This window comes from Chryseobacterium sp. Tr-659, from assembly GCF_011752975.1.
In the GTDB taxonomy this organism is placed as follows: domain Bacteria; phylum Bacteroidota; class Bacteroidia; order Flavobacteriales; family Weeksellaceae; genus Chryseobacterium.
In genome coordinates this window covers 517,215-530,038 of record NZ_VWWP01000003.1, presented here as the reverse complement: position 1 = coordinate 530,038, position 12,824 = coordinate 517,215, and the positions used below count along the sequence as shown (strand labels likewise).

General features: G+C 37.0%; 14 protein-coding genes. 9 read left to right on the top strand and 5 right to left on the bottom strand.

The window, feature by feature from the left end:
* Positions 1-90 precede the first annotated feature (90 nt).
* A complete protein-coding gene (gene mutS, locus F3J23_RS09980) occupies positions 91-2,679 on the top strand; it encodes a DNA mismatch repair protein MutS (RefSeq protein WP_167027784.1) in 2,589 nt (862 codons plus the stop codon).
* Between the two features lie 26 nt (positions 2,680-2,705).
* Here the strand turns inward: mutS and F3J23_RS09975 are convergent, their stop codons facing one another.
* Together F3J23_RS09975 and F3J23_RS09970 are read right to left on the bottom strand one after the other, a co-directional pair.
* Complete coding sequence (locus F3J23_RS09975; RefSeq protein WP_167027781.1) at positions 2,706-2,873, bottom strand: hypothetical protein; 168 nt, start codon at positions 2,871-2,873, stop codon at positions 2,706-2,708.
* Between the two features lie 87 nt (positions 2,874-2,960).
* Positions 2,961-3,116 (bottom strand): hypothetical protein, encoded by a 156-nt coding sequence (locus F3J23_RS09970; protein ID WP_167027778.1) that lies wholly within the window; start codon positions 3,114-3,116, stop codon positions 2,961-2,963.
* A gap of 150 nt (positions 3,117-3,266) precedes the next feature.
* Between F3J23_RS09970 and F3J23_RS09965 the strand changes: the two genes are divergently transcribed.
* The 3 genes from F3J23_RS09965 to F3J23_RS09955 all read left to right on the top strand — a co-directional run bounded on the left by F3J23_RS09965 (position 3,267) and on the right by F3J23_RS09955 (position 4,881).
* The gene (locus tag F3J23_RS09965; protein WP_167027775.1) at positions 3,267-3,755 is read left to right on the top strand and encodes a TlpA family protein disulfide reductase; all 489 of its coding nucleotides are present in this window, start codon (positions 3,267-3,269) and stop codon (positions 3,753-3,755) included.
* 12 nt (positions 3,756-3,767) lie between these two features.
* On the top strand, positions 3,768-4,424 hold the full coding sequence (locus F3J23_RS09960; protein ID WP_167027772.1) for a thioredoxin family protein: 657 nt from the start codon (positions 3,768-3,770) through the stop codon (positions 4,422-4,424).
* A gap of 73 nt (positions 4,425-4,497) precedes the next feature.
* Entirely contained in the window at positions 4,498-4,881 is a 384-nt protein-coding gene (locus tag F3J23_RS09955) for a DUF2809 domain-containing protein (RefSeq protein WP_167027769.1), read from the top strand.
* 59 nt (positions 4,882-4,940) lie between these two features.
* Here the strand turns inward: F3J23_RS09955 and F3J23_RS09950 are convergent, their stop codons facing one another.
* The 3 genes from F3J23_RS09950 to F3J23_RS09940 all read right to left on the bottom strand — a co-directional run bounded on the left by F3J23_RS09950 (position 4,941) and on the right by F3J23_RS09940 (position 7,723).
* Complete coding sequence (locus F3J23_RS09950) at positions 4,941-5,861, bottom strand: YARHG domain-containing protein (protein WP_185156449.1); 921 nt, start codon at positions 5,859-5,861, stop codon at positions 4,941-4,943.
* A complete protein-coding gene (locus F3J23_RS09945) occupies positions 5,858-6,418 on the bottom strand; it encodes a DUF2306 domain-containing protein (RefSeq protein ID WP_228455315.1) in 561 nt (186 codons plus the stop codon). Before F3J23_RS09945 ends, F3J23_RS09950 begins: the two co-directional genes overlap by 4 nt.
* Positions 6,419-6,520: 102 nt before the next feature.
* The gene (locus tag F3J23_RS09940; RefSeq protein ID WP_167027763.1) at positions 6,521-7,723 is read right to left on the bottom strand and encodes an NAD(P)/FAD-dependent oxidoreductase; all 1,203 of its coding nucleotides are present in this window, start codon (positions 7,721-7,723) and stop codon (positions 6,521-6,523) included.
* A 114-nt stretch (positions 7,724-7,837) separates the two neighbouring features.
* On the opposite strand from F3J23_RS09940, the gene F3J23_RS09935 reads away from it, so the two are divergent.
* The 5 genes from F3J23_RS09935 to F3J23_RS09915 all read left to right on the top strand — a co-directional run bounded on the left by F3J23_RS09935 (position 7,838) and on the right by F3J23_RS09915 (position 12,814).
* Positions 7,838-8,332, top strand: a complete 495-nt coding sequence (locus F3J23_RS09935) for an acyl-CoA thioesterase (RefSeq protein WP_167027760.1) — start codon at positions 7,838-7,840, stop codon at positions 8,330-8,332.
* A gap of 102 nt (positions 8,333-8,434) precedes the next feature.
* Positions 8,435-9,487, top strand: a complete 1,053-nt coding sequence (thiL, locus tag F3J23_RS09930) for a thiamine-phosphate kinase (protein WP_167027757.1) — start codon at positions 8,435-8,437, stop codon at positions 9,485-9,487.
* Positions 9,488-9,584: 97 nt separating this feature from the next.
* Positions 9,585-10,406 (top strand): helix-turn-helix domain-containing protein, encoded by an 822-nt coding sequence (locus tag F3J23_RS09925; RefSeq protein ID WP_167027754.1) that lies wholly within the window; start codon positions 9,585-9,587, stop codon positions 10,404-10,406.
* 157 nt (positions 10,407-10,563) lie between these two features.
* Entirely contained in the window at positions 10,564-11,778 is a 1,215-nt protein-coding gene (locus tag F3J23_RS09920) for a multidrug effflux MFS transporter (RefSeq protein ID WP_167027751.1), read from the top strand.
* A gap of 127 nt (positions 11,779-11,905) precedes the next feature.
* Positions 11,906-12,814 (top strand): DUF6268 family outer membrane beta-barrel protein, encoded by a 909-nt coding sequence (locus tag F3J23_RS09915; protein WP_167027748.1) that lies wholly within the window; start codon positions 11,906-11,908, stop codon positions 12,812-12,814.
* The last annotated feature ends 10 nt before the right edge of the window (positions 12,815-12,824 follow it).

The window sequence follows — 12,824 nt, the reverse complement described above, 5'->3', positions numbered from 1 at the left end:
TTACTGATAAAGAAAAGCGAATAAGATTAACCTATAAACAATTCTCCCTCCGTGAATTTATTTTTTTAAATTTGGGGCTCATTTTTTACTATGGCAAAAACGAAGAAGGAAACCCCATTAATGACACAGTACAATACCATCAAGGGTAAATATCCTGATGCGCTTTTACTTTTCAGGGTGGGAGATTTTTATGAAACTTTTGGGCAGGATGCCGTGAAAACATCCCAGATACTGGGTATTGTTCTTACCAAAAGAAATAACGGAGAAGGAAGTGTAGAGCTTGCCGGTTTTCCGCATCATTCAATAGATTCTTACCTGCCGAAACTGGTAAGAGCAGGAATGAGAGTGGCTATCTGCGATCAGCTGGAAGATCCTAAAATGGTGAAAGGGATTGTAAAGAGAGGCGTTACAGAATTGGTTACTCCCGGCGTTACTTTCAATGATCAGGTTCTGAATTCGAAAAAGAACAACTTCCTTCTGTCTTTGCATAAAGAAAAAGAGAAATATGGTATTGCGCTGGTAGATATTTCTACAGGAGAATTTCTGGTAAGTGAAGGAAACCTGGAGAAATTATTGCATATCGTCAATACTTTTGATCCGAGCGAGATCATTTTTCAGAGAAGTGCACAGATTCCTGAACAGTTTAAGAATAAGAATGCTTTTAAGCTGGAAGATTGGGCATTTCAATATAATTTTGCCTATGAAAAATTAACGAATCATTTTAAAACCAATTCATTAAAAGGATTTGGGGTAGAGAATCTTCCATTAGCCATTACGGCTGCCGGGGCTATTTTTGCCTATCTGGTGGAGGATACCCATCATAATTTACTTTCCCATATTACCAAACTTCAGATTATCCCTCAGGAAGACTATCTGATGATGGATAATTTTACGTTAAGAAACCTGGAGATCGTTTATCCGAGCAATCCACAAGGAAAATCACTGCTGGATATTATTGATAAGACATCTACTCCAATGGGAGGGCGTTTATTGAGGAGGAGAATCATTCTTCCCCTTAAATCTGTGGATGAGATCATGAGAAGGCTGTCCCTGATTGATTTTCTAAATGAAAATGATCATCTGAAATACGAAATCTGCCAGTTGTTGAAATCTATTTCTGATCTGGACAGACTGATGGGAAAACTGGCCGCAGAAAAAATATCTCCCAAGGAACTGGGATATCTGCGTCAAAGTTTAATTAATATTCATAAGATCAAAGCTTTATTGCATCCTCATGCAGATGTATTGGCTTGGCTTGAGCCCTTATTTAATCTTGAAGAGCTGATTAAATTTTTACAAGATCATCTTAATGAAGAGCTTCCGGTAAGCATTGCGAAAGGAAATATTATTAAGGAAGGAGTTTCCGAAGAACTGGACAGATTAAGAAATCTCCAGAGTAAAGGCCGCGGTTTTTTGGATGAAATGTGCCAGAGAGAGATCGAAAGAACAGGGATTACCAGTCTTAAGATTGATTTTAACAATGTTTTCGGGTATTATATTGAAGTTCGTAATACCCATAAAGACAAAGTTCCGGATGATTGGGTAAGAAAGCAGACACTTGTAAATGCGGAAAGGTATATTACCGAGGAATTAAAGGAATACGAAAACCAGATTTTAGGAGCTGAAGAAAAAATCGGGGTTCTGGAAACTTCATTGTACAGAAAAGTATGTTCCGAAACAATGATTTATATTGATCAGATCCAGGGGAATTCAAACATTATTGCTCAGCTTGATGTTGCTGCAGGATTATCCGAGCTGGCTGTTTCCGAAAGTTATACTAAACCTATATTAAATGACGGGTATGCCATTGATTTAAAAGAGGCAAGACATCCGATCATTGAAAATGCACTTCCTTTAGGAGAAAAATATATTCCTAACGATATATTCCTTGATAAAGATTCGCAGCAGATTATTATGGTTACCGGACCGAACATGGCCGGTAAATCGGCGATCCTTCGCCAGACGGCAATTGTATGTCTTCTCGCTCAGATCGGAAGTTTTGTGCCTGCAAAGCATGCTGAAATAGGAATGCTGGATAAAATCTTTACAAGGGTAGGAGCTACGGATAATATTTCTGCCGGTGAATCAACTTTTATGGTGGAGATGAACGAGGCAGCAAACATTCTGAACAATATCTCCGAACGAAGTCTGATTCTTTTAGATGAAATTGGCCGCGGAACGTCAACCTATGACGGGGTTTCCATAGCCTGGGCCATTGCAGAATACTTGCATCAGCATCCTACACAATCCAAAACTTTATTTGCAACACATTACCACGAACTGAATGAAATGACCGTGAATTTTGAAAGAGTAAAGAACTTTCACGTATCCATTCAGGAGAACAAAGGAAATATTATTTTCCTGAGAAAATTGGTTCCTGGAGGAAGCGAACATAGTTTCGGTATTCATGTTGCAAAACTGGCCGGGATGCCTGCAAAAGTAGTAAACAGGGCCAATGAGATCCTTAAGACTCTGGAAGCCAGCAGAACGCAGGGAGGGAGTTCTTCGGAAAGCATTAAAAGAGTTACGGAAGAAAATATGCAGCTTTCTTTTTTCCAGCTGGATGATCCGGTTCTGGAGAATATCCGGGAAGAGCTTACAAAGATAGATATCAATACTTTAACACCCATTGAAGCTTTAATGAAGCTTAATGCGATAAAAAAAATGATTGGAGGTTAATCCAATCATTTTTTTATTATCTGGTATTAGCAGCAAAATCCGTCTTGCATGCCGGGAACACCATAGCGGTCTTCTCCGGTATTCGGATCTGTGCAGCTTATCACTCTTGGGCAGATAGGTCTGTTTGCCCCTCCGCAAATCTCTTTTAGCTCATTTTTAGAGAGCTTTCTTTTTTTAATGTCTGATGTTTTCATAGTGATTTTAATTAGGTTAAACTAAATTCTTTTCTTATTGATGAAAACCTACATCTATAATCTATAAATCTTTTGTAAATAAGGCTATTAGCAGCAGAATCCGTTTTTATCCCCGGAACCAGGTCGCCATTCTTCAAACTCTCCTCCGCGGCAGAATCCTTCCCAGCATACTCTACCACTTCCTGTAATGTTTTTCAATTCATCTTTGGTTAATTTTTTTCTCTGAATGTTTAATTTTTTCATGATAATTTTAATTTGTTTCAGAGCTAATTTACATTTTATTTCTAATAATTCAACAGGTTGTGAAAGAATTTCACATGATAAATGAATTTATTAACAAAGTTTAACAAATTGATATTCACTGCAAAAGGATGTATTTTGTTAATTTTGAGTATGAAGGATTTAATAAAAATATTCGTCCTATTCTTTTTTTGTACAGTTTTCAAAGCTCAGCAGACCAGTGTCTCTGTTGTGAAATATGAAGACCTTGAAAAAAGAATACAACAGGAAAAAAATAAGCTTCTGGTTGTCAATTTCTGGTCAACCACTTGCGGGCCCTGCGTGAAGGAAATGCCTTATTTCATGGAGGTAAATCATAAAAATGCAGGTAACCCGAAGTTTAAGATGCTCCTGGTTTCATTAGACCGATTGGCAGATAAAGAAAGGGTATTGAAATTCATGAAAAATAAAAGTCTTACAGCAGAGGTGGTTTTGCTGGATGATATCAAAAGAATGAACACCTGGATTCCGAAGTTTGAAAAAGACTGGGATGGAAATATTCCGGTGACATTATTCTATAAGAACGGAGAGAAAATTCATTTTAACGATGGAGAAATGAGTAAAGAAGAACTCGAGAAAACGATTGCAGAAAACCTACAATAAATAATTTATAATATGAAAAACCTGAAAATTTTAATGACAACATTCCTGGTTGGGCTCGGATTACTAAGCTTTACTACAAAGGATCATGATAAAAATACATCCGGAAATGAAAATACTTCCAAGATAAAAGGCTATGAAGTGGGAGATGAAGCTACAGATTTTAAGCTTAAAAATATTGATGGTAAAATGGTTTCGTTAAGTGATTTCAAAAGTGCAAAAGGATTCATTGTGATATTTACCTGCAATCATTGCCCATATGCCAAGAAATATGAAGACAGGATTATTGAGCTTGATAAAAAATATAAATCACAGGGATATCCGGTAATCGCTATTAATCCAAACGATCCGAATGTACAGCCGGAAGACGGGTATCAGCAGATGATTGAAAGAGCAAAACAGAAAGGATTCACTTTCCCTTATTTAGTAGATGATGGACAGAAGATCTATCCCCAGTACGGAGCAACAAAAACGCCTCATGTTTTTGTCCTGAAAAAGGAAAACGGAAAGAATATCGTAAAATATATAGGAGCTATTGACAATAATTATGACAACCCGAATGATGTCTCAGAATATTATGCTCAGGATGCAGTCAATGCATTGATCAAGGAAGAAAATATAAAGATGACGAAAACAGTAGCCATCGGATGTACAATCAAAGTAAAGAAATAATATCTTTGTTTAATATAAAATAAAATCGGTGTTCTTAGGATGCCGATTTTTTATGCCCTAAACCCAATTTGAAATGAAGTTACAATTCAGTTTAAAGTATTTCCTTCTAACCATTTTTATTTTTCTTGTAGAAGTCTTAATTGCCACAAAGCTGGAACATATTTTCTTTGTAAGGGCTTACCTGGGTGATGTTATTGTTGTAATACTTCTTTATACTTTTGTAAAAAGCTTTATTCATACTAATGATCAAAAGCTGATTCTGGGAATTTTGATTTTTTCGTTTATGGTGGAATTTGCACAGTATTTCAATATTGCAGAAAGATTAGGGTTCCGCCCTGGAAGCCTGATGTATATTGTTATTGGAAACTCTTTCTCTTGGATTGATATTGTATGCTATGGTGTAGGATGTCTGTTATTATATTTCGGAATACAAATGAAAAAAAAGTCTCAAAAGTAATGTAAACCATGTCAAGGTTTTAAACCTTGACATGGTTTGGGAAAAAATATCTCGGAAATCTATCTTCCAAAGCTGTCATATTTATCTTCTGCGTATTTAGTAAACCGGTTCAATAAAGCTACATTTTCTTTTTCCATGGGAGAAAGATCATTGTCTACATTATTAGATACCGGGATGTACCAATCTGTTTGTTCAAAAAAGTTTCTGTATGTTTCTTTTTTAAAGGAATAACCATGTCTGGCGAATACAGAATTCTTAATGATCTCAAGATCCAGCTTTCTCAGGTTTTTAAGATCTTTTTCTGTAAGCTTCTGCTTAGATGCATTCAGTTTGAATATTGCATCTGAGGCGAAACGGTTTTTAGACGTTTTATAGCTTTCCGTTTTCCCGGTTTCTTCGTTGGTGTATTTTTCAGTAAATTCTTTAGGATTTGACCAGTCTACCAGATCAGAATTCTCATCCAACATAAAGTTCGGGTTATAAACAAATTCTTTTTTTGCCAGTTTAAGTGTTTTCGAAGGGGCTTTTACCGATGTTTTGTTGAAAGCATTCCACTTTCCGGTTAAGCTGTCTCCGCTTAATTTAACTTCAAATCTTCCGTCTGTTTTGTCATTTCCAGGTTCATCCAGAACAAAAGATTTTGAAGACTCGTTGAATACTCCTCTGAAGGGGCGCTGATTTCCATCAACAATACTTTGCCCGTAAACACTGTCTTTCGTAATTCTGTTAATCTTTAAAGAAATTCTTTTGTAAATGCTTGTGTCATATTCTGAACCGTCTGTTTCATCTGTCATCTTCTGCATGCCTGCGAAATCACCAGTGTAAATTCCGTAATATTCTTTATAAACTTCAGGAATGACAACAGAATCTTTTTTTGCCGTTAAAGAATCTTTCCCTTTTTCATTAATGTTCCCCTCTTTTTTGCAGCTTATCAAAGAAACAGCCAATAAGGAAATCATGGTGTAATTTAAAATTTTCATATATGTTTTTTTGTGATTAAATATTCAATAATCAGGATATTCGGAATCCAGCCCAGCCATGCAATGATCTGGTAGACATCCATGGGATTCGGGTGGAATAAATATACAATAATAACTTTCCACATCCTTAATGTGATGGCAGATAGCGTGAAAGCAAAACTTCGCCACATCCACTGTTTATGTTCGATAAATTTCTTCTGCCTCGCAAGGCGATAAGCCTTAAAAGTAGAAAACCACCACAACAAACCTAAAATTACAAACGAAATCTTAGAAAAAAGCCCTCCGTTGGCAAAGATTCCCATATAGATTCCTGAAGGCGCCGCGAAAACCAAAACAAGAAAAATATATACTTTTCCTATATTACGATGGAGGTTCTTCACACCCAGATCCTTTCTGAGTATGGCTAGAAATCCTGAAAGAAGAACAAAAATACTGGTGTAAACATGAGTGTAGAAAAACATAAGATATTCAGGTCTTTCTACCACTTCTGTCTGTTTGATCATCAGAAAGCTGACCTCAGGACTAAAAGGTATATATTCTAATGTAATCTTAAGCATCAGCCAAAAGAAATATATGAACCCTATGATGAGTAGGGTTTTAAAGAAAGGAGAACTATTTCTTTTAGCAGAGAGCATTATTAGTTATTCAAAGTTTATTTTTTACAGGCCGTTGAGGTCCTGAGCAATCAGCCACCCTTCACTCCAGCAGGCCTGGAAATTGAAACCGCCTGTCACTGCATCTATATTTAACACCTCGCCGGCAATATAAAAATTAGAGAGTAGTTTTGAAGACATGTTTTTGAAGTTAATTTCCTTTAAATCAACACCTCCTGCTGTTACAAATTCATCTTTGAAAGTTGATTTTCCTGTCACCTGAAGTTTCTTTCTGCAAAGATTTTCCAGGATTTTCTGCATTTCCTTTCCAGAAATATTAGCCACCTGCTTGTTGAGGTCAACTTTTGAAATCTCCAGAATTTTCTGCCAGAATCTATTGGTAATATCAAAGATTTTGGATTGTCCAATGCTTTTTTTAGGATTGTTTAGTTTGAAATTATGGAAGATTTCTTCAGCCTCATCTATTTCTATGGAAATAAAATTAACCTCAATTTCAAAGTTATATTTAAGCTTGGCAAGGCTTATGGCTTCCCAAGCGGAAATTTTTAATACTGCGGGCCCGGAAAGTCCCCAGTGGGTAATCAATAATGGGCCGCTTTCTTTCGTTTTCAATTTGGGAATTGAAATCCCTGCATTTTCAAAACTTGTTCCCGGAAGGTCTTTCAACAGATCATCTTTAATATTGAAAGTAAAAAGTGAAGGAACCAGATCTACAATCTTATGTCCCAGATTTTCAATCATTTTTAACGATTTTGGAGAACTTCCGGTTGTGTAAACGATATAATCTGCCTGGAAATCACCAAGACTTGTTTTTACCAAATACTTTTCATCCTGTTTTTCAATTTCTTTTACAGAACATTTTGTTTTGACTTCAACATTCTTTTTACGGGTTTCATTCAGAAAAGTATTGATAATGGTTTGTGAAGAATTGCTCTCCGGAAAAGTTCTGTTATCGTTTTCAATTTTCAGTGGAACATTAAGCTGATCAAACCACTCCATGGTGTCACCCGGCTGAAATTTGGTGAAAACACTTAGTAATTCCTTGTTTCCACGCGGATAAAACTGAACAAGCTCCCTTGGATCAAAACAGGCATGGGTTACATTGCACCGCCCGCCTCCGGAAATTTTCACTTTCTGAAGGACATCCGAGTTCTGTTCTAAAATGGTAATTGTATATTTCTTTTCGTCAAGATTGGATGCACAGAAAAAGCCTGCAGCACCGCCTCCGATAATAATGATCTGTTTCATGTATATGTAATCCTATGCAGGAGATTATTTTTTCAAAAGTACAATTTTTATAAACCATCTTATTTGAGTATTTTTGAAGATTATAATTTTAATTATATCAAAAACGATTTTCATATGATTTTCTACCATAAATTTGAAGTACGTTGGAGCGATCTTGATGCCAACAAACACTTAGCCAATTCATCATATGTACAATACTGTGCACAGGCCAGAATGGCTTTTATGACCAAAGAAAAAATGGGCGTTACGCAGCTGAGCAGATGGGGAATAGGCCCGGTAATCCTGCACGAAAGATATTCTTTCTTTAAAGAGATCTATGCAGACCAGATTGTCATCGTAAGTGTGGAAATAGACGGATGTTCAGAAGATTCTTCGATCTACCGTTTTGTACATAAATTTTATACTCCGGACGGTGTGCACTGTGCTACTGCAGAAGCTACAGGAGTATGGATCGATATGATGCTCAGAAAAATGACCACTCCACCGGATGATGTTGTGGAAGCTATGAATAAATATAAAAGCCCGGAAACGGTGGTGCTGTCAAAAGAAGACTTCAAAAAGCTTCCTTTCCACCCGCACAATATTGATCCGGCAGAATTGATTAAATAATTCGAAGTTTAAAATTCAAAGTTCAGGGTTGAGAGTTTTAAGTTTTGGAGCAATTTTTAAAATCATTATTACTTTTTACATTGGACATTAATACAAAAAATCATGTTTGAAGATAAATCACAGGAATTAACGCCTATTTCGAAACTTGGAGAATTCGGTCTTATTAAGCATTTGACAGAACATTTTCCTCTATCCAACGAATCTTCGGAGCTTGGAGTAGGAGACGATGCGGCAGTTATTAATCCTGATCATAAAAGAGTGGTCCTTACTACAGATGTTCTGGCGGAAGGCGTACACTTTAATCTGGGCTATGTTCCGTTGAAGCATTTAGGATATAAAGCTGTTGTTGTTAACCTCAGCGATATTGCAGCCATGAATGCTGCTCCCACCCAAATATTGGTTTCCCTTGCCGTTTCAAGCCGATTCCCTGTGGAAGCTTTGGAAGAGATCTATTCCGGAATTCAGGCTGCCTGCACAAGATATAAAGTAGACCTGATTGGAGGAGATACCACAAGTTCCAATTCAGGACTGGTAATGAGCATTACTGCAGTAGGAATTGAAAATGAGGAAAATATTGTAAAAAGGAGTGGTGCAAAATCCAATGATCTTCTTGTGGTAACAGGAGATTTAGGAGGTGCTTACATGGGACTGCAGATCTTGGAAAGAGAACATGCTGTTTATCTTGCAAACCCAAATATGCAGCCGGAAATGGAGGGGTACGATTATATTCTTGAAAGACAGCTTAAGCCCGAAGCAAGAACCGACGTGAAGAAGATCCTGGAAGAACTGGATATTAAACCTACTTCCATGATTGATATTTCAGATGGCCTGGCTTCTGAAATCCTTCACCTTTCAGATCAGTCAAAAGTAGGATTCAGATTATATGAGGAAAAAGTTCCTTTAGACAGTCTTACGATTTCTACTGCGGATGAAATGAATTTAAATCCTGTGGTAACAGCATTAAGCGGGGGAGAAGATTATGAATTGCTGTTCACTATTTCTCCTAATGATTTTGATAAAATTAAAAATCATCCTGATTTTACCATCATAGGACATGCTGTAGAACAGGAAGAAGGAAACTTTATGGTGGCAAGAGGCTCCAATCAGCTGGTTGCCCTTACCGCTCAGGGATGGGATGCCTTCCTGAACCAATAAATTGAAAAATTATATTTAATTTTAAATATTGTAAGAAAACCGCAGCACTTTTTTTGCTGTGGTTTTTATTTATTACTCATTATTTTATAATATAGTGATGATTACACCCGAAAAAGAAATCCCGGTTCACCATCTCACTTCTGAAGAATTTCAGATGAGCACGTTGAGTGCGGCCGGCCCTGAAAATTTTCATGAAGTACACAGGCATAATTTTTTCGAAATTATCTGGTTCAGGGAGGTGTATGAAAACAGTCGTTTGGAATTGGATTTTGAAAGCTATAAACTTGAAAACAATCAGATATGTATCATTGCACCAGGACAGGCTTTCAATATGAAGCTGGATGGAGAAGAAGGATATGCAATGGCCATCAGCAGTGAAATTTTTAATGAAGCGTGTGATATAGAATCTGTACTTACAGGAGGGGAGCTTCCCTTTTTTTTAAATCTGGAAAATGAAAAGACCTGCAGTACAATTATATCGTTGATTGAGCAGGAATATAAGGGTGCCTCGAGGAAAGAGCTCTTAAAAGCTTATCTGAAAGCATTTTGTATTATTATTGGGGAACAAATTAAGCCTCAGGAACCTTTATTGAATGACCGTCAGCGTATTCAGGAACTGGTTGGTCTTATAGAACGGCATTACATTCAGCATAAAGAAACGAGCTTCTATGCTGATCAGTTAAAGATAAGCACTCATCATCTTAATGATATCGTGCGCCTTTTGAGAGGAACTACTGTAAAAAAGATGATTTCCCAGCGTCTCATTCTGGAAGCCAAAAGAGAACTTAGCTTTGGCGCTCTTACGGTGAAGGAAATTGCTTTTAAACTTGGTTTTAACGATGCTTCATATTTTTCAAGATTTTTTAAGAAACATACTCACCAAAATCCTGACTGTTTTAAGAATAATGAAAAAAGGTAATCCCCAATATTTACTGCAATAACGAGTTTAAATTTATATTTTTTGTTATAAATCTTCAATTTGTCCTATACTTCCTTCAGTTCTTGTCTTGAAAAACGATGCTTTTTATTCCAATTTTGCAGTTGAAAAACCGCCGGAAAAGGCTTATCGTTTATTTATGAAGAAGAATTTAAGTATTGTAGTGTTTATTCTCGCACTACTCAACACATTGGAGTCGTTAAGTATAGACCTCTATCTTCCTGCTTTCCCAAGTATGGCAGAAATTTTTAAAACCGATATCGGGCATATCCAGATATCCATTTCTGTGTTTTTTGCCGGGTTTGCATTCGGGCAGTTGTTATGGGGACCTTTATCTGACAAAAAAGGACGTAAACCTATGCTCTATTGCGGATTGCTGCTCTTCATTATCGGAGCTACAGCCATTTATTTTACATCAGATATTTATGTTCTATGGGCGATGCGGTTTTTACAGGCTTTCGGGGGAAGTGCCGGGATTGTTATCGGAAGAGCAATTATTATTGATCTTTATGACAAGCAAAAGTCTGTAACCATTTTCTCACAGCAATCTCAGATCAGCGGGATTGCCCCAATAGTTGCCCCATTGCTGGGGAGTGTATTTCTCAGATACTGGGGCTGGAACAGTTCTTTCGCGTTCCTATGCATTATGGGGCTAATAACCTTCTTCATGGTGTATAAATATGTTCCGGAAACCAATACCAGGATCAGCCTTCCTGATAATGAGCTTACGGATGAAAAAGGATTAAAAGAACAATTGAAAATGATCATTTCCAATAGAGATTTCATCAACAGCACAATGGTAGGAAGTATCGCTTTTGCTTCACTCATTATCTATATTTCAAATGCCCCTTTTCTATTTATGGAGCTTCATGGATTTTCGAGTACTGTTTTCAGTTTTATTTTTGCTTTTAATTCATTGGCTCTTATAACAGCGGCTTATATTACTCCCAGATTGATCAAAAGAATAAGCCATTCAAATCTTCTATTTATCGCCACAATTGTTTTATTGATTGTGTGTAGCCTTCATATTGTGATTGCAGCTGAGAACCTTTCCGTAGCATTAGAAATTACAATGTTATATCTGTCATTACTGGCCATCGGAATTTTATTTCCCATTACATCAGCTCACGCTTTATCTCCTTTTAAAGAAGGAAGAGGCACTGCTGCTGCATTGCTTGGATTTATGCAGCTGATGGTTACATTTTTAATGTCCGGACTGATTGGTTTATTGGAAGCAAATTCGATCTTTCCAATGGTGGTAACACGTGCGGGAATGGCGCTGATTGCAGTATGGTTTGGATATCAGATTTTTAAAGGGCAGAAGTCTACGTTTAAAAAAGCAGCGGTCTCATAAACAATATCTCTAATCATAATATTTTATTATCCTGTTATTTCATCCTGTTGTCATACCATGTAGGCACTTAATCAAGTAATTTTTGTAAAAAATACCCAAAGGGTTCTCTTTGCATAAAATTTAAAATATGAAAAGAAACCTTTTGACGGCATTTTGCTGTCTGCTGCCTTTAGGATATTGGATGAAGGCACAATCCGGAATCTCTGCAGAACTTAAAACTGAATATGTCCCGGCTTCCAGCTACATCCGCCCGGAAGATAGTACAAAGACCAATTCAAAAAGTGATTTTAAAAGAATTAGCCTCAACCTGAGTATTCCATTATCTGTAAAAAAAGACAGTGGCGGAAGAGTAAAAGCATGGTCTATGCTGTTGAGCGGATCTTATGCGAAGATGTCTAACAAAAATTACGAAACATCACTATTTCCGGATCAAATGCTGAATGCTCAGGTCGGATTACAGCATATAAGACCTTTGGGAAAGAGATGGAGCATGATGATGATGGCTTCAGTGGGAGTGTATACCGATCTGGAAAAAATAAGCTCTGATGATATTCTGGGACAGGGAGGTGTTCTTTTTATCAGACATTTCAGCCCTAATTTTGCTTTGGGAGGAGGCCCGATACTTACTACAGCATTCGGAGTGCCGATGCTTCTGCCATGGATTTATATCGACTGGAAGACCAACGGAAAAGTTAAATTCAGGATCAATTTTCCTGAAGGTGCAGAAGCGGGATATCTGTTCTCAGATAAATTTGCGTTAAAAGCCGTAGTAGATCTTAACGGGATGACAATTGAAAGAAATAAGGACGGAAAATCCATATTGATGGGATATCAACAGATCACAGCAGGGCTCAGACCGGAGCTTAAGATCAATGATAAGCTTACATTACGGATTACAGGAGGTACTGCTTTATTAAGAGGCTTCAGCGAGAATGACAGAAAGATCAAGAATATTTTCAGAGAGAAAAAGATGGCTGATCCAAGATTTGCCAGTACATTCTATGCCGCTTTGTCACTAAGATGGAATCTTCCATAAATAAAGAACC